The following is a 23,052-nucleotide window of genomic DNA, read 5'->3' as shown; positions in this document are numbered from 1 at the left end:
AGGTGTTCTAAAGTGTTTAAATAAAAATTTTTGTGGTTAAAACAACATTTAATGTGTAAACAAAATCTTTAAAATCAATTTAAAATGAAAAATTTTACCGCTGTAAGTGATGTTGAAAACTTACAGGAAATCATAAAAAAAGCTTTACAAATAAAAGAAAATCCTCTTTCCGAAACAGAAAAAGGAAAAGGAAAAACAATAGGTCTGGTATTTTTAAACTCAAGTTTAAGAACCCGTTTGAGCAGCCAGATTGCAGCACAAAACTTAGGTTTAAACGTATTGACGCTAAATGCAGCACAGGAAGCCTGGAATCTTGAATTTGCTGATGGAGCCGTGATGAACGGAGATACAGTAGAACATATCAAAGATGCTATTGAGGTATTGAACCAATACTGTGATATCATTGCAGTGCGTTGTTTTGCAGGAATGAAGAGCAAAGAAGATGATGTAAATGAAAGCATCCTAAGTCAGTTTGAAAAACATGCAAAAGTTCCTGTTATTTCCTTAGAATCAGCAACCCGTCACCCGTTGCAAAGTCTCGCAGATTGTATCACTATTACAGAAAACTGGAAAAAGGATTATAAACCCAAAGTTGTTTTAACCTGGGCACCGCATATTAAACCCATTGCTCATGCTGTAGGAAATTCATTTGCAGAATGGATGCAGGAAATGGATGTTGAATTGGTGATCACTAATCCTGAGGGATATGATCTGGATAAAAATTTCACGAAAGATGTACAAGTAATTCACGATCAGGATGAGGCTTTAAAAGATGCAGACTTTATTTATGTGAAAAACTGGTCATCATTTGATGATTATGCAGCAATGCCAGAAGTAAAAGAAAACTGGATGCTGACCAATGAAAAACTGGCAAATACCAATCAGGCAAAGGTGATGCATTGCCTTCCTGTTCGTCGTAATGTTGAATTAAGCGATGAGGTTATGGATGGGGAAAATTCAATCATCTATCAGCAAGCCAAGAATCGTATTTTCTCAGCACAGGCAGTGTTCAGCGAAATATTAGAAAATATAAAATAGTAATTGAATCAGGTGGTAACCATTTAATCCATTGTATAAAAAGCGTTTTTGAATCGTAAAATAAGACGCAGGTAATCAAATCCTTTAATCTTATGAAAAATAAAATGTACATCATAAAAATAGGCGGAGCGCTCATTGATGATGAACGATTACTGGATCAGTTTTTAGATCAGTTTTCCCAAATAAAAGAAAAGAAAATCCTTGTTCATGGCGGAGGAAAATTAGCTACAGAATTGGCCGCTAGGCTAGGCATGGAGCAAAAGATGATCAACGGAAGGAGGATTACAGATAAAGATACATTGGATATTGTAACAATGGTATATGCAGGAGGAATCAATAAGAATGTGGTTGAAAAATTACAGCAAAAAAAATGCAATGCCATAGGGTTTTCCGGTGCAGACGGGAACTTAATAAAAGCTAAGAAAAGAGAACATCCTGAAATAGATTTTGGATTTGTAGGAGATATTGATAAGAAAAGCGTGAATAAAAAATTGCTTTCAAAATTAATTAAGCTCAACCTTGTTCCTGTATTTTCTGCTATTACCCATGATAAAAAAGGAAATCTCTTCAATACCAATGCAGATACCATTGCATCAGTAATGGCACAGGCGTTATCCTCCAAATATGAAGTAGAGCTGTTGTATTGCTTTGATAAGCAGGGAGTGCTGGAAAATGTTGACGATCCCGAATCCCTTATTAAAAGTATTTCCGAAGAGGATTTTACAGTTTTAAAAAAAGAGGGAAAGCTACACAAAGGAATCTTGCCCAAACTTGAAAATGCTCTGGGAGCAATAAAGAATAATGTAAATAAAGTGTTTCTAATTAAAGAAACCGAATTGAAAAACCATATAGAAAGTCATCATGCAGGAACTGAAATCTGTTTATAATAAAGAAGAATTGTTGAATAATGCAGTTGAATTACTTAAGAATTTGATTGAAATTCCTTCATTCAGTAAAGATGAATTCAATACATCTGTAGAGATTGAAAATTTTTTCAAAAAGCATCAGATCCCGACAAAGCGTTTCAAGAATAATATTTGGGCGGTCAATAAGAACTTTGATGTCTTTAAACCCTCAGTTTTGCTGAATACGCACCATGATACTGTAAAACCTAATAAGGCTTATACCCTGGATCCGTTTGTTCCCATAGAAAAAGACGGAAAGCTGTACGGGCTGGGAAGTAATGATGCCGGAGCCTCTTTGGTTTCTATGGCGCAGGTTTTTCTGCACTTTTATGATAAAGAAGATTTAAAATATAATTTAGTGATTGCTTTGACGGCAGAGGAGGAGATTTCTGGTTTTGACGGAATTGAGGCCCTGTTTCCACAACTACCCAATATAGAATTTGCCATTGTAGGAGAGCCCACGCAGATGAATCTGGCAATTGCAGAAAAAGGGTTACTTGTGATAGACGGGGAAATGAAGGGGACTCCTTCTCATGCTGCTCATCCCAATGATGATAATTCGATTGTCAAATGTATGCAGGATCTGCAGAGTATCTTAAACTTTAAATTTCCAAAGGTTTCAGAATATCTGGGTGAAGTTAAAGTTACACTGTCAGGAATTCATGCCGGAGTACAGCATAACGTAGTGCCTGAGGCGTGTAATTTCACATTGGATGTAAGGGTAACAGATGCATATTCCAATAAAGAAGCCTTTGAAATTATTCAGTCGCAAATGAAGTCAGCACTTACGGCAAGGTCTTTCAGGCTGAATTCTTCAAAAATAGAAATGGATCATCCCTATGTAAAGGCAGGTCTTGAATTAGGAAGGACAACCTATGGCTCGCCAACCTCTTCAGATCAGGCCATTATTCCATGCACATCAGTTAAAATGGGCCCCGGAGACAGTAGGCGCTCTCATACAGCGGATGAATTCATCTATATTAATGAAATAGAAGAAGGAATTGAAATCTACATTCAGGTTTTGGAGAAAGTGTTATAAAAGAGGACTTAGAAAATTTTAATGGCTAACCTCTGAAATATATATTTTGACTACGCTCAGCAGGCGCTAAAGTTTACGTTTTTAATAAAGATTTATGCAAAAAAGAAATATTAGAAACAACAACTTTACATTAGGGACATGTTTTTTTATAGTTAATAGTAATAAGGATCGCCTTGCTGGGCATGTCAAAATCAATCAAATATTTTAAATCAGATCATTCTGAAGCTGCTATAAGCTTGTATATGATCTCAGAAAAATCAATAATTATATGAAAAAGATATGGCAAAAGGATGACCTGGCCACCAATATATTAGTCAATAACTTTACGGTAGGAAAGGATCTTGACTTTGATGAACGTTTGGCAAAATATGATGTCAAAGGTTCCATGGCGCACTGCAAAATGCTTGCAGAAACCGGAATTATTTCCAAAGAAGAATCAGAACAGATGCTATCTGTACTAAACGATATTTTAAATAAAATTGAAGAAGGTAGTTTTGAAATTGATAAAGAAGCTGAGGATATCCATTCTCAGGTAGAAGCGATTCTCATTGCAGAATTAGGAGATACAGGAAAGAAAATCCACACTGCAAGATCAAGAAATGATCAGGTTCTGTTGGATATTAAATTGTACTTATTAGATGAAATTCGTGAAATAACAACGCTTACTGACGAGTTTTTCCAGATTTTAATTCAATTGGCAGACCAGCACAAAAATGTACTGCTTCCGGGATATACCCACTTGCAGATTGCAATGCCTTCATCCTTTGGATTATGGTTTGGAGCTTATGCAGAAGCTCTTTTGGATGACGTAGAAATGTTGTTTTCAATAAAAAATATCATCAATAAAAACCCATTGGGATCCGCTGCAGGATATGGTTCGTCTTTTCCTATTAATCGCGAAAGTACAACGTATAATCTAGGCTTTCAGTCGATGAATTATAATTCGGTATATGCTCAGATGACGCGTGGTAAATCAGAAAAACTACTGGCAATGTCTATGGCTACCTTAGCTGGAACATTGGGTAAATTTGCTTATGATGTATGTTTATATTTGAATCAAAACTTTGATTTTATAAGCTTTCCAAAGGAATTTACAACAGGAAGCAGCATAATGCCGCACAAAAAGAACCCGGATATTTTTGAGTTGGTTCGTGCGCGATGCAACAGAATCCAATCCTTACCGAATGAGTTAATTCTATTGACCAACAATCTTCCGTCAGGATATCACAGAGATGTACAATTGACCAAGGAAATTCTTTTCCCTGCAATAGACTCCCTGAAAGAATGTCTGGAGATCCTAAGCTATACGTTGCCGAATATCCAGGTAAAGGATGGTATTCTGGAGGATGAAAAGTACAAATACCTTTTCAGTGTAGAGAAGATTAATGAAGAAGTGAAAAACGGAAGCTCTTTCCGTGATGCCTATGTAAAGGTAGGGCAGGAGATTGAAAACAATGAGTTTGATTTTGAGGTAGGAAGCTTAGATCATTCCCACCAGGGAAGCATAGGAAATCTTTGCCTGGATAAAATAGAATATCAGTTCAATAAATTGAAAAATAAATTGTTGGGCTAAAATATAAACCATTAAGATCATAAAAGGCCTGAGTAGACATAGAATCTAAAAATTACTTTTAGATCACGCCTTATTTTTTTATCGTTTGTAAATCCTTAATCTTATTTACTTAGGTTGTCTTAATGGTTTTTTATTCCGCTCTTTGACTTTGATGATTGATAAATTGAACTATTAAGTGGATGAAGACTTGAAGGTAAGTTAAGAAGATCTGCTGCATAAAATTTTATCGGAGATAAAATCTTAGCGCCTTAAAGCATAAAGTTTATAATCTTCTTTTGCGTCTTTGCGTTTTTCTAATAAATAAGAGATCAGAAAAAACTGTTGGAAAACGCAAAGGCACAAAATGATAATGATACATCTTATTTCAAGACCCAAGAAAATCTAAGATTTTCAGCAAGTGAAATAGGAATTAATAATGAGTTTAAAATAAAAGGGATTATTCCAGATCAATCTTGAACTTGGTAGATTTTTTTACCTCGTGCAAAACTATGGAACTATGGTATTGCCCAATGTTTGGAAGATTGGAAATCACATTAACGGCGAATTCGTTATAAGAATTGATGTCTTTTGCAATAATCTTTAACATATAATCGTACTCTCCGGAAAGACTGATGATTTCCTGTACTTCATCATGATTTCCAATATGTTTTTCAAAGGTTTCCAATACTTTCTTGGATTGTTCCTTGAGACGAACATTACAGTAGACTACAATATTTAAACCCAGTTTTTCACGGTTTAAGAGGCCAACATACTTTTCAATGATCCCATGCTTCTCCAATTGTTTGATTCTTTCATACGTTGGAGTAAAGGTAAGACCTATCTTTTCTGAAATTTCCTTAACAGATAAAGTGGAGTCTTCCTGTATAATGCTGAGAATCATTTTGTCTTTTAAATCCATAAAACTAATTTGAGTTTTAACAAAAATATCACTTTTAAATGAGAATAAGAAAATACCAAAGGTTTTAATTTATTTGAAACTTTGATTTTGTAGGTTCATAAAATTTCTGTATCTTTGCACCTAATGAATAAAAAAGCATTTATATCATTAGATTTACCGGGCGAAAGCGCCCTTTACGATATTTATTGTTATTAGCGAAGATTGTTGTCTTCGCTTTTTTTATGCCCAAAAATTAGAATTATGTTTACGATTACAGAACTAAGTACCGAGAGAATCAACAGTATACTGACAGAAGCACTAGCTTTTGCAAACGGAAAAACTGCTAAAATTGAAGGAGAAGTTTTTTGCTCAAACCTTTTCTTCGAAGACAGTACAAGAACGAAGACGAGCTTTGATATTGCAGAAAGAAAACTGGGACTTCAGGTTGTTCCATTTGATGCTTCACACAGTTCTGTAAATAAAGGAGAGAGTCTTTATGATACAGTGAAGACCATTGAAAGCCTGGGAGTAAATCTTGTTGTGATCCGAGATAAAAAAGACAGATACTTCGAGGAACTAAAGAATATTAAGATTCCAGTGATTAATGGAGGAGACGGAACAGGAAATCACCCATCGCAATGCATGCTGGATCTGATGACTATCTATCAGGAATTTGGAACATTTGAGGGATTAAAAGTGGGAATTGTAGGAGATGTAAAACACAGCCGTGTAGCCAACTCAAATGCTGAGGCCTTAAGAAGATTAGGTGCTAAAGTATACTTTTCGGGACCGGAGCATTGGTTTGATGAAGGAGCTTTAATCAACGGAACTTATCTTGCGCTTGATGAACTTATTGCTGAAGTGGATGTTCTGATGTTATTAAGGATCCAGCACGAAAGACATGATGCGGCAATGAGCTTTACCGCTTCTGAATATCATAAAAGATATGGTTTGACGAAAGAAAGAGAACGGGCTATGAAGAAAGAAGCGATCATCATGCACCCGGCACCCATTAACAGAGGAGTGGAAATAGATTCGGATCTTGTGGAATGTGAACGCTCAAGAGTTTTCAAACAAATGGAAAACGGAGTCTTTGCAAGAATGGCAATCTTGAAAGAAGCATTAGAAGAAAAAGGGTTTACGTTTAAGTAAATTGTAGAACATATAATGTATATGATAGGGGGTAGCCCGGACATTATACAAATAAGAAAAAGTAAAAAGTACAAATCGTAAGTCAAATTATAATACATTTTGCAGCCGAAATTGTACAAAAAGAAAATAATAGAAAATCTAATTTTTAAAAATGAAGAAAAAATTAATACTGGAGTCTGGTGAAGTGTTTCATGGAGAAGGTTTCGGAGCAGAATTGGAAACTGCAGGAGAAGTAGTTTTCAATACCGGAATGACAGGGTATCAGGAATTGATTTCTGACCCATCGTATTGCGGTCAGATAGTTTGTATGACCTATCCGCTTATCGGAAATTATGGTATTAACCGTGATGATTATGAAAGTATCGAGCCGGCAATTAAGGGGCTTATCGTAAAAGAACTTTGCGATCTTCCTTCCAATTTCCGTACTCAGATTACTTTAGATGAATTATTTAAAAAGAAAAACCTTTCAGGAATTTCAGGAATTGATACGAGAAGACTAACAAGAATTCTTCGTAACTCCGGAGTGGTAAAAGGAAAAATTGTAAACGCTGATGCTGATGAAACTGCAATAGCTTCTGAGTTGAAGTCTACAAGTTTCCCAATCAATCAGGTAGAAGAGGTTTCTACAAAAACTCCTTATGCTAACCCGAACAGAGGTTTCAAAGTAGTATTGGTAGACTTCGGTGCAAAACTGGGAATCATTAGAGAATTATCACAAAGAAACTGTGATATCATTGTAGTATCTCACGATACAACAGCAGAAGAAATCTTATTGATGAACCCGGACGGAATTATGTTGTCAAACGGTCCCGGAGATCCTGAAGATGTACCACATGCTTTAGATATGATCAGAGGATTGCTAGGAAAAGTTCCAATTTTCGGAATCTGTTTAGGGCACCAGTTAATTGGTCTTGCTTGTGGAGCAAAAACTTTTAAATTGAAATTCGGACACAGAGGAGGAAACCACCCGGTATTGGATCTGGAGAAAAATACAGTAGCTATTACTTCCCAAAACCACGGTTATGCAGTAGACCAGGAAAGTTTGAAAGGAACAGACCTAATTGAAACGCACATCGCATTGAACGACAGAACAAACGAAGGATTAAAACATAAGATCCATCCTTGCTTCTCTGTTCAGTACCACCCTGAAGCAAGCCCAGGCCCGGAAGATGCAAACTACCTGTTTGATGAGTTTATTCAAATGATGGAAGATTTTAAAAAGTAAGAAAGACTTCAGATATTAGACATCAGATAACAGACTCTATCATGCATAACTTTGAAAAATTAGTTTTTTGGCAAAAATCGATTGAACTTGCAAAACAGGTTTATATCATTTGTTTAGAATTACCTAAAGATGAAAAGTTTGGTTTGATTTCTCAAATTAAAAGATCTGCAATCTCCATTCCTTCAAATATAGCAGAAGGCGCAGGAAGAAATAATGATAGAGAGTTTTATCATTTTCTTGGTATTGCAAATGCTTCCTCTTTTGAGTTGCAGACCCAGTTAATTTTAACTAGAGAATTAAATTTACTTGATGTAGAAAAAGTTAACAGTTTAATATCAAATCTGAATGAAATTCAAAGAATGATTTATACATTCAAATCTAATTTAAAAAAGTAAAACATCCTGTTGGATGTCTGAAGTCTGACATCTAACATCTTGTATCTAAAAAAAGAAAAATGGCAAAACGTACAGATATAAAAACAATTTTAGTAATCGGTTCAGGACCTATCATCATTGGTCAGGCAGCTGAATTTGATTACGCAGGAACGCAGGCTTGTCTGTCTTTAAAGGAAGAAGGCTACAAGGTAATTTTGATCAACTCAAACCCTGCAACAATCATGACGGATGTGGAAATCGCGGATAAAGTATATATCGAGCCGATTTCATTACAATTTGTAAGCCACATCATCAGAAAAGAGCGTCCGGATGCATTGTTACCAACGCTGGGTGGTCAGACTGGATTGAACATGGCAGTTGAGCTGGAGAAATCCGGAATTCTTGAAGAATGTAAAGTAGAAGTATTGGGAACGAAGCTTTCTGCAATCAACAGAGCAGAAGACAGAGATCTTTTCCGTGAATTGATGAGAGAATTGAACGAACCTGTTCCTGAATCTGATATTGTAAACACCGTAGAAGGAGCTATTGCTTTTGCCAATGAGATTGGGTATCCTGTAATTGTTCGTCCTGCCTTTACAATGGGAGGAACTGGTGGTGGTATTGCTGCTACAGAACCAGAATTAAAAGAAATTGCAGAACTTGGTTTGAAATACAGTCCGGTAACCCAGTGTCTTATTGAAAAATCAATCGCAGGATTTAAGGAAATTGAATACGAAGTAATGCGTGATGCAAACGACAACGCGATTGTGGTTTGTAACATGGAAAATATAGATCCTGTAGGAGTTCACACAGGAGACTCAATTGTAGTAGCACCTTCTCAGACCCTTTCAGACAGAGAGTATCAGTTATTGAGAAATGCTTCTCTTAAAATCATCAGAGCTCTAGGAATTGAAGGTGGGTGTAACGTACAGTTGGCTTTAGATCCCCATTCATTCGATTACTACATCATCGAAGTGAATCCAAGAGTTTCCCGTTCATCAGCGCTGGCGAGTAAGGCAACAGGATATCCAATTGCTAAGATCGCTGCAAAAATTGCGGTAGGATTAACACTGGATGAAATCATGAACCCGGTAACAGGAAAAACATACGCATGTTTTGAACCTGCTCTGGATTATGTGGTAACTAAATTTCCAAGATTCCCATTCGATAAATTTGAAACTGCGGACAGAAGACTTTCTACCCAGATGAAAGCAACGGGTGAAGTAATGGCGATTGGAAGAAACTTCGAGGAGTCTTTACAAAAAGCAATCCGTTCTTTAGAAACAGGAATCAAGCATTTAGGATTAAAAACAAAACAAGCTCAGGCGCTTACTGCTGAAGAAATTGAAAGAAGAATCAGAGTTTGTGATGATGAGAGATTATTCATCATTGGTGATGCCTTAAGAAGAGGTTACGACTGGGAACAGATTGTAGAATGGAGTAAAATTGATAAATTCTTCATCTGGAAACTGAAAAAACTAGTTGACTTCGAAAAAGTAATCGCTGAAAATAAATTTGATAAAGAAACTCTGATCCAAGCTAAAAAGTTAGGGTTTGCAGATATCAATATCGCGGTTCTTTGGGATGTAAAAGAACGTGAAATTTTCAACTTCAGAAAAGAAAACGGAGTGATGCCGGTTTACAAAATGGTAGACACTTGTGCTGCTGAGTTTGAAAGTGAAACACCATACTTCTACGGAACATACGAAGAAGAAAACGAAAGTGTAGTTTCAGATAAAGAAAAAATTATTGTACTAGGGTCAGGACCTATCAGAATCGGACAAGGTGTTGAATTTGACTACGCAACTGTTCACTCAGTTTGGGCCATCAAAGAAATGGGTTACGAAGCGATTATCATCAATAACAACCCTGAAACGGTTTCTACAGACTTCTCAATTTCAGATAAACTATACTTCGAGCCTCTTACAGAGGAAGATGTAATGAATATCATCGATCTTGAAAAGCCAAAAGGAGTGGTAGTGCAGTTTGGAGGACAGACAGCGATTAACCTTGCAGATAAATTAGCTTCTCACGGAGTACAAATCCTGGGAACTTCTTTGGAAGATCTTGACAGAGCTGAAAACAGAGACAAATTTGAAAAAGCTCTACAGGAAATGGGAATTCCTCAGCCAAAAGGAAGAACTTCAACTTCTAAGGAAGAAGCTATAAAAATTGCCAACGAAATCGGTTATCCGGTATTGGTTCGTCCAAGCTACGTTCTTGGAGGTAGAGCCATGGAAATTGTGTACGCAGAAGCAGAACTGGCTCACTATATGGAGAACGCAGTAGATGCTAGCCCAGAACACCCTGTATTGGTTGACAAATACATGGTAGGAAAAGAAATTGAAGTAGATGCAATCTGTGACGGTGAAACCGTGGTAATCCCTGGGATTATGGAGCATATTGAAAGAGCGGGAGTACACTCCGGAGACTCAATTGCAGTATATCCACCACAGAATATTTTACAAAGTGAAATTGATACTTTAGTAGATTATACAAAAAGATTGGCAAAAGGCCTTAAGGTTATTGGATTAATGAACATTCAATACGTACTTTTCGAAGGAAACGTATATGTGATTGAAGTGAACCCTCGTTCTTCAAGAACAGTTCCTTTCTTATCCAAAATCACAGAGGTTCCAATGGCTAATCTTGCTACAAAAGCAATCTTAGGACAGAAACTAACCGATTTGGGCTACAAAGATGGTTTAGTTCCAAACAAAGAAGGAGTCTTTGTAAAAGTACCGGTTTTCTCTTTCTCAAAACTAACAAAAGTTGACATCTCTTTAGGACCTGAAATGAAGTCTACAGGAGAAGTTATGGGGAAAGACACAACCCTTGAAAAAGCTCTTTACAAAGGTCTTGTTGCAGCAGGAAGAAAAGTTCCTATGCATGGATCCATCCTTTTCACAGTAGCAGATAAGCATAAAGAAGAAGCCGCTGACTTAGCCGCAAGATTCCATGAAGTAGGATTCAGAATCTGGGCTACAGAAGGAACAGCGAAATTCTTTGGCGAAAAAGGAATTCCTTGCAAAATCGGATACAAAATAGGAGAAGAAAGTGTAAATCTTATCGATCTGATCCAGAAAGGAAAAGTTCAGTATGTTGTAAATACCACTACAAAAGGGAAACAAGCTGAAAGAGACGGATTCCAGATCAGAAGAATGAGCGTTGAAAACGGTGTCCCTTGTCTAACATCAATGGATACAGTAGAAGCGATCTTAAAAGTAATCGAAAGCATGAGCTTCAAAATGGAGACGATGTAATTTCGAATACAAAATAAATATTGTAAACCCCGCAAGTTTTCTTGCGGGGTTTTTTATATTAAATAAACTATCAATTAAAATTTTCTATTTTTTTATGAAAACCATTTAAACTTAATGAGATGAATATAAAACAAATACCAGAGTGCTCTTGATTGTTATTTTTGTCCTTGCTTTTTTGGGTACACAATACCGACCGATTTTTATGTTCAAAATATAACCCAAACAAGAAAAAAATTACAATAAATTATAAATAGAATATTTTATCTAAGCTCAATGAAGATTTGTATGGCCATTTTAGTTTTAATTATGAGAATGGAACTGGAAAGAAAGGCACAAAAGTTAAAGATGATTATATTTTTAAAATTAAGTAAGGGTTTTACAAATAGTAAAATATTATTTGTATAAACCAAATGACTTATCAATGAGGAGGAATGCTGAATCAGTTCTTTTATTTTCAATAACTGTCTTTTATCTTAACATACAATAAAACCATTTTAATTTTTTTTTGCTGATTTCTGTAAGACGTTGTAAATTAGGGGATCATAAATGAATTATTCTATTATATAGTAAGACTAATAAAAATTCCACCAAATTAAAATATAACCATGGCAGAATATTATGCAAAATCAAACAAATCCTTAAATTTTGAAGTTACAAAAGACGACAAATTAATAGGGAAGCTTTCTTACAAGAATTGGTTTAAGTTTAATGCAATCATTGATATTGCAGATCATCAAAGCTATCAGGTAGAGCCAAAGGGATTTTGGGGAACAACAATAGAATTAAAGGAAGATGAAAAAGTACTCTTAAAATTCAGGATGAACTGGAACGGAGAAATTATTGTGCAGACTTATTTTGATGGGCTAAAGGAAAGTTACGTTTTTAAGCATAGAGGAATTTTTAAAGAATCATTTGTTCTTACAGACAAAATAGGATCAGAATTGTTGATTATGAAGCCAAGCCTAAAGTGGAATTTAATGGATTACGAATATCAGATAATAAGTTCCGATATCTTTGAAACATTCTCTAATAAAGAAATATTAATGATGGTTTCTCTGCATTGTGCCAACTACTACATGTCTATGATGAGCGCTGCAATAGTGTAAATAAATTTATAATAATTTTACGAAAAATGTAAATAAGCCAGGTGATTATTTAACCTAAAGTATCTTATATTCTCAGTAAACAAAGGGTTTTCGACTATTCGGAAACCCTTTATTTATGGTCTTTTTTTGTTAACATATTTTATGATTTGTGTCATATTTTTATTTAGAATTAATAAAAATAATTTAATTTTGTGACACTAAGCTTATTTATAAAAATGAAAAAAACGATTATTTCTGCATCTTTATTGGCAGTAACCATGCTCCATGCACAGGAAAGTGATACCCTAAAAGTGGCTGAGATCCAGTCTGTATCACTTCAGGGAACTCATAACTACAGAACCAAAAAATCCGAATCCGTAGCAAGGCTTCCTCTGGAAAACCTTGAGAATCCAACCGTTTACAATCTTGTTCCAAAAGAGATTATCAGTGAAATGGGAGCTACAGATTTCAATACGGCAATGGCTTCAGCGCCGGGAGTTGTAGTAAGTAACAGTGTGAACGACAGTGGGAATGATGTCTTTCTGAGAGGATTTAGCTCTAATGCCAGCTTCAGAAACGGATTAACTCAAAACCCGAGAGTACAGTCGGAAATTGCCAATATTGAAAGAGTAGAAGTAATTAAAGGTCCATCAGGAACCTTATTTGGAGGAACCTTGGCAAACTACGGAGGTGTTGTAAATGTGGTGACTAAAAAGCCACAGGAAAACTTCGGTGGAATCATCAACTATACCACCGGAAGCTGGGGGATGAACAGAATTACAGCAGATGTAAACACTCCCCTAAATAAAGAAAAGACCGCTTTGGCGAGATTTAATGTGGCGGCATATTCTCAGGATTCTTTTCAGGATGCGGGATATAACAAAGGCCTGTTTTTCTCAGGAAGTATTTTATACAAAGTAAGTGATAAAACTACTGTAACGCTTGACACCGAGTTCCATGCGCCAGACAAAACATTGAATGCGTATGTGAGAAACTCAGAAAAACTGACTCTACACTCAATGAAAGATCTGGAAGTTGCTTACAAAAGGGCATTTACAAGTAATGATATTGGTTCCAAAAGAACCAATTTTGTAACAATGGCTGAAGTTACCCATAAATTCAACGATCAATGGACTTCAAGAACATCTTACCAAAGAGGTGAAGCCAATGAAAATGAATCAATCTTTTTAGTACTTAGATATTTGAATAATAATCAGGTAGAAAGAATGATCCGCCCTTTCGACAGCTTTAAAGTTACAACCGACAATATTCAGCAGAACTTTACTGGAGATTTTAAAATAGGAAACTTGAGAAATCGTCTAGTGGTGGGAATAGATTATTTTCAGCAAAGAACAAAATATCAGTTTCCATATTATGAGGCCAACGGATACAGCAATGTTTTTATGCCTTATGACAAAGTGAATCTTGATAGTTCTTCAGCATGGGATCCTATCTCAAGAAATAAATTCATGAATAAGGAGAGAAAATCTACCGAATCTGATATCACAACATTCAGAACTATTAGCGGTTATATCTCTGATGTTTTGAATATCACAGATAATTTATTAGTGATGGCTAGTCTAAGAGTCGACAGCTATAAAAATGATGATACGGTAGTAAACGGTGTAGAAATCTCAACCAAAAACGGATATCCGGAAAATAAAGTTACAGGTTACAGCCAGACCCAGTTTTCACCAAAGTTCGGATTAGTTTATGAAATTGTAAAAGATCAGATTTCATTCTTTGCCAATTATGTGAATGGATTTAAAAACTATGCTCCGTCACTGAATGAAGTTGGCGTTCTGACAAAATGGGATCCGGAGCAGGGAAATCAGATTGAAACAGGTTTTAAAGTAGATCTTTTCCATAAAAAACTACTGACAACGGTGAGTTATTATAATATTAACGTCAAAAACAGACTGGTTGCAGATCCGGGTGGAATAGGAAGTATTCAGGATGGTGGTATTAAAAGTCAGGGACTGGAAATAGGGATCATTGCCAACCCTTTCAAAGGATGGAATATTGTTGCCGGGTATGGTTATAACGATAATAAATATGATGACAGAAGCAAAGACAGCGGGAAAAGAATCGCATGGACGCCTAAGCACGTGGCCAACTTCTGGACGAGCTATAAAGTTATGAATGGAGCTTTTGAAGGACTTGGATTTGGAGCAGGATTTAATTTTGTTGATAAAACATACATCAATATTACCAACCATTTTCTGGCACCGTCATATACTTCAGTGGGAGCCACTATTTTCTATGACAAGAAAAAATACAGAATTGGTTTGAAGATGAACAATGCCTTGGATCAAATGTACTGGAACTTCTACGGTCAGCCACAGAAGCCGAGAGAAATTCTTGCCAATTTTGCATTCAAATTTTAAAAAAATATAAAAACAAAAAACATATTTTTTCAAAGTAACTATTGCTGGACAACGCAAAGCCGTTGAGAAGATGATAACGTTTTTAAGATGTAAGAAAATCAGATACTTATATTTAATAATTAGATTTTTAACGCGCATTCATAAATTTGATCAATTTCAGATTCTTGCATCTTGTAGCTCAACGTCATTAATCCCTTTTTACGTCTTTGCGTATATCCGGCATCTATCATTTTTTTAGTGATAGGCTATTTTGAAATCATATACCCACTGGATATGGAAAACAAAAAAACGAACCCCAAGAAAAAGCAGGGAAAATCCCTCACCAAAAGAATTACAGGATGGCTCCATCTATGGCTCGGACTAGTTTCCGGGATTATTGTACTTACCGTAACACTTTCAGGAACTGTATTTGTCTTCTGTGATGAAATCATTGACTTGTGCGGTGGTAGTGCAAAATACGTTCAGGCTCCGGCCAACGCAAAAAAAATGTCACCCGAACAGCTGTTAGCGCAATTTCATCAACAGGTTCCGGACAGAAAAGCTTTTTACTTCGATACATATAAGGAAGCAGACAGAACTTTTAGGGTGGCATCGGCAACCAAGCCTCCTAAGGAGAAAAATGCAGATAAAGCAGCAAAACCAAAAGGCCGAGGACCAAGAGGTGTCTTCGCCTATCATTATCTTGACCCCTACACAGGAAAAGTGATGGGATCTACAAAAAGCTATGAATTTTTCTATGTGGTAGCCCATATCCACGCTCAGCTGTTGGCCGGTAAATTCGGTAAAACAGTAGTGGGAGTGGCTTCTATCATCTTTTTTGTTCAATTGATTGGAGGACTAATTCTTTGGTGGCCAAAAAAATGGAACAAAACAACAAGAACTACTGCATTTAAAATTAAATCAGGAACCAAATGGCGTAGAAAAAACTACGACTTTCATAATGTTTTTGGGTTCTATTCACTATTACCGGCAGTATTTATTACCATTACGGGATTAATTATGGCCTATAAGGTTTTAACCGATCTTACTCAGCAGGCTTTCGGAGGTGTTGCAGATGCTCATGAGATTGCTGAAAAATATGAACCTAAATTTGATCCTAATAAAAAAGCCTTGTCCTATACTGATTTTGTAAATAAAAACTTCAGCGAATTTCCAGAGGCAAAACAATTCAGAATGAGTATTCCAAGAAATGATTCTGCAACGGTTTATCACGTTGTTGCTGCTAAATTTATAGGATTAAAAAGTCTTGAGGGCGGTAAAACAATGGAAGCCAACAAGTACACCGGAAATGAGATCAATTATCCAAAGGAAGTTCAGATGCATGAAATTATTGAACATATGAACTTCGATCTGCATGTAGGCTATTGGGGCGGAATGTTTGGAAAGATCTTCACTTTCATCATCGGAATTATCTGTACCAGTCTACCGGTTACGGGATTCCTGATCTGGTGGGGAAGACGAAATAAGTCCACCAAAAAAGGCAAAGAAATTAATAATATTCATCAACACAGAAAAGAATCACACCATGAACAACTGGTTTAAAATTTTATATCTATCTCTATTTTCATTCTTTACACTCGGGAAGGCTCAGGAAAAGATTAGTATAGGAGAGAAACAGAGCCTATTTTCAAAGGTTTTAAACGAAAACAGGGAAATCTCAGTACATCTTCCCAAAACCTATAATGATCATACAATTGCGCCCGCAAAGTATCCGGTCATTTATCTTTTAGACGGAGAAATCAACTTTGAATATTACACGGGGATGGCAGATTTTATAGCAAGAACTCCCTATGCAGATATCCCCGAATGTATTGTTGTGGGAATAAAAAATACAGAGCGAACAAGAGATCTTACCCCTACAAAGGCAGGAAAAAAAAGTCCTGTGAATCCCAATGTAACCCTTTTTTCTGACAGTGGAGGAAGTGAGAACTTTGTGAAATTCTTGCAGGAAGAATTAAAACCTTTCATCAGTAAAAACTATAGAACTCAGGACTATTCAGTATTGGTGGGACATTCATTTGGTGGTCTTTTTGCCATCAATGTTTTTCTTACGCATCCGGATTACTTCAATGCCTATGTTGCCAACGATCCAAGCTTATGGTGGGATAATAAGGTTACCCTCTCAAGAACAAAAGATTATTTGGAAAAGAATAAGAAATTTCCTGCCCACAAATCTTTATATGTTTCGCAGGCTGACAATGAAGAACAACAGAAAAACTGGAATTCTGATATGACACAGGCCATTGAAGAATTTAAAGAAATGGTAGAGAAAAATGGCTCTTTGAACTACAAGCACCGCTTTTTTGAGGGAGAAGTACATGGAACGGTTTCTTATCCTGGAAATTATGAAGCTTTAAAATTTATATTTAAAGGTTTCAGGACAGATATTAAGCAACTTGCCAAAAATCCGGGCTTACTTGAAGAAGATTATAAAAAGTTCTCTGGGAAAATGGCAACAGAATTTACACCGTCAGAAGCTTATCTGAACGTAGTTCTTAAGTTTATGAAAAGTAATGACTTTAAAGAGTCCGAAAACTATTTCATGAACCTGAAAAACAAACTTTATCCTAAGATTAAATAATTGAAATGCTATAAATAGGATGGAATGTGGGGTAGATTGATCAAATGCAGTCTGCCCCATAATTTTTAAAACATACAATAAAAAAGCAAATCTGTAACCAGTACAGATTTGCTTTTTGATATTATTTTTTTGTCTGCTTAATGTCTATTATCACAATTGATACTGAGCTCTGTCTTCTCCTTATCTATGAATGTAATAACAGGACAGCCAAAAGAGGGAGAAATGAAACCAAACACAACAGGCGCTTTTCCTTTAAAGAGATGACCGGTCCATTGTGCGTAGGAATTAGTGGGATCATTTTCCATTTTCTCAAGAGGGTTAAATTCTGCGCCATCATCCATGGAAAAAGTTTTTTCAAATATTTTTTCATTCTGATTGTTAATGACCACTAGCTTACGTTCCTGTGTTCCATACTCTTCAAGAAGGTCCTGTACATAATAGGTCATATTATCATATTTAGCCTGGAAGGTACCCCCATATCTAAGCTTGGAGCCGGAAAAATATCTTTTCTGAACATCTGTGCCTGCTTTTTCCCATTTGATCGCCTTCATCTTATTCTCTACAAATGGGTTCTTGTTTCCAAAGTAAGCAACCACATTAGAATACTTATCAAAAATCTCATTGCTTTTCTGATTGTCAATCTGGAAGCCAAGCATATAAGAGCTTGCATCAATTTCTTCCCCTTCAGTAAAGTACGGAGATAAGTAGGCAACAGCTTTTAACTGACGTACCGGAAACTTCTGCAGCTTATTGGTTCCATAGTTGTAAAGATACAGAGAGTCATTTTCGGTGAGTTTAATTCCTGTAAGCATCTTTTGTTTGTGCTGCTCATCCAGCTCAAGATAGGATAGCTTGTCCAAAGGAAGTTCTTTTTGTTTTTTAGGGATTTCTGCCGGAACAGATTGAGAATCACTGTAAATATCAGATACAGAGATAAAAGTGTCCATCAGCTCATTACGCTGCATGGTAGAAACATTGAAAATGTGAAAATTCTTAAAATCTATTTCATCTTCTTTCTTCGCTACTGTTTTTACAGAATCACTTGGTAGATTGTTTTGATTCTGAACAGGTTGTTTTTCATCTTTTTTACAGCTGAAGATCATCAGTTGTAATGATAAAAGCACTAAGGCTGTATTAACTTTCATTATTAAGATTTTTTTGAATATCGTAAGTTTTAATTTATCTTATAATAGGGTTCTGAATAGTATTTACTTGGTTTAATATAGGCAATTTCTTGGTCTGCATCAAAGATCCAGATAAATCGGCGGAGCATATCAGCTCCAAAATAACTGGTGGTTTGTGTTTTTAATTCTCCTGCGAAAAATCCAACAGATGCATCTTTAAAAACAAAATTACCAAGCTTAAAAAAAGGAAGAGTTCCCTGTTTTATTACCAGCTTTTCTGCACTTGAATTTTTTAGTGTTTTTTCTCCGGAAATCTTTAATTTATCATTTAATTGATGTTTTTCGGCAAATTCATTACTATATAAAACTCCGCCGGAATATCCGGATTGTAGTAAAAAATAAGCTTCCTGTTGTTGATCTCCGTCAATGATATTGTCCCCTGAAATATAAAAAGCCTGTTCGTTCAGGAGAATTTTAACAGGTTGGAATCCTGTAAGGTCAGGGATTTTATCATAAATAACAAATTGGTTGTTATCATAATCAATCTTGAAAATTTTTCCTTCAAAAAGCCCTGTTCCGATCTTTCCATCTGCCTCATGGCCTGTTAATTCATTATCTGTAAAACGGACGTCTTTCCAGCTTAGAGTTTCAATATTAACCATATTATGATCACTTATTTTCTCCTTATTGAAAATGATATGATCTGCTTTTTGCTTTCGTTCAGGAGAAATAGAAGCATCTTTCATGGCAATCTGAAACATAAGATTCAAAGAATCTTTTTTGTTAACAAGAGCTTTTACAATAATATTATTATATTTTGTCATCCGGAAGGGGATGGTTTTTTGAGCTTTCACATTGGAAAATCCTATGGAAAGCAGAAATAAAAGACTTATCTTTTTGAGCATTATTCGTGATGAGTGTTTAAACCATTAAAATTACCCATTATCTTTGGAACACCAAATAATAAACTGAAATGATTGAAAAATTACTTCAAAGTGGCATTCATTGGGAAGCTAAGGAATTCAGGCGAAATGAATTTCTGAAGATTTCAGGAAGTACAGATACTTCTATTTATTTTATAGAAAAAGGAAGTGTAAGGATCTTCATGACAGATGAAAATGAAGAAAGAATCATCCGTTTTGGCTATACAGGAAATATTATTGTTTCCTTGGATTCTTTTATTTCGGGAAAACCATCGGATCTTTATATTCAGGCTATAAAAAAAGCAATAGTAAAAGTGGCTTCAAAAAAGGATTTCTATGAATTTATTCAATCTCATGAAGAGCATATGAGATTTTGGGTGCAAACCTTGGAAGGTTTAGTTATGCAACAGCTTGAAAGAGAAAAGGATCTGTTGATCAATTCACCAAAAGAACGATACGAAAGAGTATTAAAACGAAGCCCGAAACTGTTTCAGGAAGTTCCCAATAAATATATCGCCAATTATCTCAGAATGTCACCGGAAACCTTGTCAAGGCTCAAAAAATCTTGAGTTCAATCAATATTTAAGAACCAGCCAATTCTGAAATTTGCATAAAAGCGACAATGGAACATCCTATCTCAATAATTACTTCTATAGTTTCATTTACCTTTTAAAATGTAAAAATAAACAGATGAAAATTTCAACCCTACAATTATTAGAAGAATTAAAAGATAGAACCGGAAACCATTTACAATATGCTCAAACACTTCTGTTAAAGCCGGAAAATGAATTAAACTTCAGAATGTCTACAGACAGCTGGAGTGTATTGGAATGTCTGGAACATCTTAACCGATACGGAGATTTTTACATTCCTGAAATCAGTCACAGGATATCTTCTTCCGTCACTTCTTCCCAACCCGTTTTCAGACCAGGAATTTTAGGGAATTATTTTGCTAAAAGTATGCTTCCCAAGGAAAAACTGAACAAGATGAAGACCCTGAAAGCAATGAACCCTATCCATAGCCAATTGAATAAGGAGGTTTTGACTGAATTTGCAAAGCAGCAACAACTTTTACTGGAACTATTAGAAAAAGCAAAGCACATAGATCTGGAAAAAACAAAAACGGCAATCAGCATTTCTAAATTGATTACCTTAAAACTAGGCGATACTTTTCGTTTTGTTATTTATCATAATGCAAGACATCTGGCTCAGGTAGAAAGAATTTTGAATAATATTTAAAAGCAACGAATATGAATTCCAAAAAACACTAATTTTATATTAATGGAAATCATATACCAAAAAACGATACAAACTCCATTAGGAGAGATGATAGCTTGTGCTGTAGACCAGGGGATCTGTCTTTTAGAATTTACAGACCGGAAAAATAGCGAAAAACAGTTCAAGTCTCTATCAAAGGCATTGAATGCTGAAATTGTAGAAAAAGAACACCTCCATTTTAAACAATTGGAAGAAGAACTTACAGAATATTTTGAAGGGAAGAGAAGCCATTTCGAAGTTCCTTTATTTACTACAGGAACAGAGTTTCAGGAAAAGGTTTGGCAGCTTCTTCGGGAGATTCCGATGGGAGAGACCAGAACCTATAAACAGCAGTCAGAATTTCTTGGTAATCCAAAAGCCATACGTGCCGTAGGAACTGCTAATGGAATTAATAAGATCGCTATTTTAATTCCCTGTCATCGGGTGATTGGGTCCAACGGCGAATTGGTGGGGTATGCAGGAGGAATTTGGAGAAAGCAAAAATTATTGGAATTAGAGAAAGCTATTTTGTTTTGATTTTTGTAATTTTAAGCAAAAATTTACACGTGAAAAAGTTATTAGTAGCAGTTTGCATTTCAGTTTCAGCATTCAGTTTTGCACAAGACTACTCTGTACCGGCAGCAAGTCCGCGTCAGAAAGTAGAACAGCAGTTTTCAATGTCTAAGATCTCCATCGACTACGGAAGACCGGGAGTAAAAGGACGTAAGATCTTTGGAGAATTGGTTCCTTATGGCCAGGTTTGGAGAGCAGGAGCTAACTCGTCTACAAAAATTACATTCGGACAAGCCGTTAATTTCGGTGGGAAAACAGTTCCTGCAGGAACATACGGATTATTCATCGTTCCTACAGAAAAAGAATGGAAAGTAATCCTGAACAAAGATTTCCAGCAGTGGGGAGCTTATACTTACGATCCTAAACAAGATGTAGTAGATGTTACCGTACCGGTTAATAAGTTAATAGACAAACAGGAATGGTTTGAAATTACCCTGAATCCTACAGACGAAAATACAGGAAACCTAGTGATCAAATGGGATATGGCTCAGGCAGAAGTTCCTTTGAAGCCATCAAAATTAGATACCGTAATCAAGATTTCTGATAAATTGAAAGAAATCAAGAAAATAGAATCAGATTCCACTAAAAAGAGCTAATAATGAATTTTTCTATTCAGCCCGTTTTAGAGAATGAAGAATTTCAATTAATCCCCTTACAGCAAGGGGATTTTGAATCTTTATATGAAGTAGCCTCCGATCCTAAAGTTTGGGAGCAGCATCCTAACAAGGATCGTTATCAGAGAGAAGTTTTTGAAAATTTTTTCAGAGGAGCCATCGAAAGTGAAGGTGCCTTCAAAATTATTGACAAAGCAACCGGAGATGTTCTTGGAAGTAGCCGTTATTACGACTTTGATGAAAATGACAGCCATATTTTCATTGGGTATACTTTTTATGGAACCAAATCATGGGGGAAAGGAATTAATCCAAAAGTTAAAAAGCTGATGCTGGATTATATTTTTCAATTTGTAGATAAAGTCCATTTTCACATTGGAAAAGAAAATTTCCGTTCGCAGACAGCGCTGGAGAGACTTGGAGGAGTAAAAATAGCAGAAGAGGAAGTGGCTTATTTTTCAGAGCCAACAAGAACTAATTTTGTTTACGAAATCAAAAAAGAAGACTGGAAATGAAAAAATACAAAATTCAGCAATCTCCATTTGTAGTTCCTACTACAGACGGAAAACTGATTGAAGAGCATTGGGGAAATTCTACCGGAAATTCTAATGTTTCTATCGCGCATATGGTTGCTCCACCGGATTGGAGTGAGCCTCATCAGACTCCAGAATTTGACGAGTTTACTTACATTATTTCAGGAAAAAAACAGTTTGAAATAGATGGGGAAATTGTAATACTGGAAAAAGGAAGCAGCATCCTTATTGAAAAAGGAGCAAGAATCCGTTACAGTAATCCATTTTCAGAACCATGTGAATACCTTGCTATTTGTCTTCCTGCCTTTTCTATGGAACTGGTAAACAGGGAAGAGGAGGGTGTAGATTAATAGATGTATGGCTACCAAATTTAAAAAAAGATTGGTGGTATTCATGCTGTAATACAATACAAAATAAAAAAGAACTGTCTCAAAATTGAGATGGTTTTTTGTTTTAGGATGAATGCCATGTTTTGATTAAAATGATCAAAAACATATTTTAAATATCAGTCAGTTATATTTTGGATAAAGAT

The 23,052-nt window shown here is 35.7% G+C and carries 21 protein-coding genes; 18 read left to right on the top strand and 3 right to left on the bottom strand.

Annotated features, from left to right (window positions below; all coding sequences use genetic code 11):
* The first annotated feature begins 84 nt into the window (after positions 1 to 84).
* The 4 genes from C7D53_RS09545 (at position 85) to argH (ending at position 4,555) form a co-directional block, all read left to right on the top strand.
* Entirely contained in the window at positions 85 to 1,038 is a 954-nt protein-coding gene (locus C7D53_RS09545) for an N-acetylornithine carbamoyltransferase (RefSeq protein WP_106916149.1), read from the top strand.
* A 92-nt stretch (positions 1,039 to 1,130) separates the two neighbouring features.
* On the top strand, positions 1,131 to 1,925 hold the full coding sequence (argB, locus tag C7D53_RS09540; RefSeq protein ID WP_106916148.1) for an acetylglutamate kinase: 795 nt from the start codon (positions 1,131 to 1,133) through the stop codon (positions 1,923 to 1,925).
* On the top strand, positions 1,900 to 2,982 hold the full coding sequence (locus tag C7D53_RS09535) for a M20 family metallo-hydrolase (RefSeq protein ID WP_106916146.1): 1,083 nt from the start codon (positions 1,900 to 1,902) through the stop codon (positions 2,980 to 2,982). The genes argB and C7D53_RS09535 overlap by 26 nt, the downstream gene beginning before the upstream one ends.
* A gap of 268 nt (positions 2,983 to 3,250) precedes the next feature.
* Entirely contained in the window at positions 3,251 to 4,555 is a 1,305-nt protein-coding gene (argH, locus tag C7D53_RS09530) for an argininosuccinate lyase (protein ID WP_106916144.1), read from the top strand.
* Between the two features lie 436 nt (positions 4,556 to 4,991).
* Here the strand turns inward: argH and C7D53_RS09525 are convergent, their stop codons facing one another.
* Positions 4,992 to 5,453 carry an Lrp/AsnC family transcriptional regulator gene (locus C7D53_RS09525; RefSeq protein WP_106916142.1) on the bottom strand — a complete coding sequence of 154 codons (462 nt, stop codon included), beginning with the start codon at positions 5,451 to 5,453 and terminating at the stop codon, positions 4,992 to 4,994.
* Between the two features lie 240 nt (positions 5,454 to 5,693).
* On the opposite strand from C7D53_RS09525, the gene C7D53_RS09520 reads away from it, so the two are divergent.
* The 8 genes from C7D53_RS09520 (at position 5,694) to C7D53_RS09485 (ending at position 17,499) form a co-directional block, all read left to right on the top strand.
* The gene (locus tag C7D53_RS09520) at positions 5,694 to 6,584 is read left to right on the top strand and encodes an aspartate carbamoyltransferase catalytic subunit (protein ID WP_106916140.1); all 891 of its coding nucleotides are present in this window, start codon (positions 5,694 to 5,696) and stop codon (positions 6,582 to 6,584) included.
* A gap of 151 nt (positions 6,585 to 6,735) precedes the next feature.
* Complete coding sequence (locus C7D53_RS09515) at positions 6,736 to 7,809, top strand: carbamoyl phosphate synthase small subunit (protein WP_106916138.1); 1,074 nt, start codon at positions 6,736 to 6,738, stop codon at positions 7,807 to 7,809.
* Between the two features lie 41 nt (positions 7,810 to 7,850).
* Entirely contained in the window at positions 7,851 to 8,204 is a 354-nt protein-coding gene (locus C7D53_RS09510) for a four helix bundle protein (RefSeq protein WP_106916136.1), read from the top strand.
* 59 nt (positions 8,205 to 8,263) lie between these two features.
* On the top strand, positions 8,264 to 11,446 hold the full coding sequence (gene carB, locus C7D53_RS09505; RefSeq protein ID WP_106916134.1) for a carbamoyl-phosphate synthase large subunit: 3,183 nt from the start codon (positions 8,264 to 8,266) through the stop codon (positions 11,444 to 11,446).
* A gap of 605 nt (positions 11,447 to 12,051) precedes the next feature.
* Positions 12,052 to 12,552 (top strand): hypothetical protein, encoded by a 501-nt coding sequence (locus C7D53_RS09500; RefSeq protein WP_106916132.1) that lies wholly within the window; start codon positions 12,052 to 12,054, stop codon positions 12,550 to 12,552.
* Between the two features lie 215 nt (positions 12,553 to 12,767).
* A complete protein-coding gene (locus C7D53_RS09495; RefSeq protein ID WP_106916130.1) occupies positions 12,768 to 14,918 on the top strand; it encodes a TonB-dependent siderophore receptor in 2,151 nt (716 codons plus the stop codon).
* A gap of 273 nt (positions 14,919 to 15,191) precedes the next feature.
* Positions 15,192 to 16,460, top strand: coding sequence for a PepSY-associated TM helix domain-containing protein (locus C7D53_RS09490; protein WP_106916129.1), 1,269 nt, complete (start codon positions 15,192 to 15,194; stop codon positions 16,458 to 16,460).
* Complete coding sequence (locus tag C7D53_RS09485) at positions 16,444 to 17,499, top strand: alpha/beta hydrolase (RefSeq protein WP_106916127.1); 1,056 nt, start codon at positions 16,444 to 16,446, stop codon at positions 17,497 to 17,499. Before C7D53_RS09490 ends, C7D53_RS09485 begins: the two co-directional genes overlap by 17 nt.
* A gap of 137 nt (positions 17,500 to 17,636) precedes the next feature.
* Here the strand turns inward: C7D53_RS09485 and C7D53_RS09480 are convergent, their stop codons facing one another.
* Together C7D53_RS09480 and C7D53_RS09475 are read right to left on the bottom strand one after the other, a co-directional pair.
* Complete coding sequence (locus C7D53_RS09480) at positions 17,637 to 18,644, bottom strand: hypothetical protein (protein ID WP_106916126.1); 1,008 nt, start codon at positions 18,642 to 18,644, stop codon at positions 17,637 to 17,639.
* Positions 18,645 to 18,673: 29 nt separating this feature from the next.
* A complete protein-coding gene (locus C7D53_RS09475; RefSeq protein ID WP_106916125.1) occupies positions 18,674 to 19,528 on the bottom strand; it encodes a hypothetical protein in 855 nt (284 codons plus the stop codon).
* Between the two features lie 68 nt (positions 19,529 to 19,596).
* On the opposite strand from C7D53_RS09475, the gene C7D53_RS09470 reads away from it, so the two are divergent.
* From C7D53_RS09470 to C7D53_RS09445, 6 genes are all read left to right on the top strand, one after another.
* Positions 19,597 to 20,115, top strand: a complete 519-nt coding sequence (locus C7D53_RS09470) for a Crp/Fnr family transcriptional regulator (protein ID WP_106916124.1) — start codon at positions 19,597 to 19,599, stop codon at positions 20,113 to 20,115.
* A gap of 121 nt (positions 20,116 to 20,236) precedes the next feature.
* The gene (locus tag C7D53_RS09465; RefSeq protein ID WP_106916123.1) at positions 20,237 to 20,785 is read left to right on the top strand and encodes a DinB family protein; all 549 of its coding nucleotides are present in this window, start codon (positions 20,237 to 20,239) and stop codon (positions 20,783 to 20,785) included.
* Positions 20,786 to 20,827: 42 nt separating this feature from the next.
* On the top strand, positions 20,828 to 21,340 hold the full coding sequence (locus tag C7D53_RS09460; RefSeq protein WP_106916122.1) for a methylated-DNA--[protein]-cysteine S-methyltransferase: 513 nt from the start codon (positions 20,828 to 20,830) through the stop codon (positions 21,338 to 21,340).
* Between the two features lie 29 nt (positions 21,341 to 21,369).
* Positions 21,370 to 21,972: a DUF2911 domain-containing protein gene (locus C7D53_RS09455; RefSeq protein WP_106916723.1), complete on the top strand. Its 603-nt coding sequence runs from the start codon at positions 21,370 to 21,372 to the stop codon at positions 21,970 to 21,972.
* Positions 21,973 to 21,974: 2 nt separating this feature from the next.
* Entirely contained in the window at positions 21,975 to 22,502 is a 528-nt protein-coding gene (locus tag C7D53_RS09450; RefSeq protein ID WP_106916121.1) for a GNAT family N-acetyltransferase, read from the top strand.
* Positions 22,499 to 22,870: a cupin domain-containing protein gene (locus C7D53_RS09445; protein ID WP_106916120.1), complete on the top strand. Its 372-nt coding sequence runs from the start codon at positions 22,499 to 22,501 to the stop codon at positions 22,868 to 22,870. Before C7D53_RS09450 ends, C7D53_RS09445 begins: the two co-directional genes overlap by 4 nt.
* Positions 22,871 to 23,052 lie beyond the last annotated feature (182 nt).

Origin of the sequence: Chryseobacterium aurantiacum (assembly GCF_003020585.1) — a bacterium.
In the GTDB taxonomy this organism is placed as follows: Bacteria; Bacteroidota; Bacteroidia; order Flavobacteriales; family Weeksellaceae; genus Chryseobacterium; species Chryseobacterium aurantiacum.
This window is presented reverse-complemented; position numbering and strand designations above follow the sequence as displayed.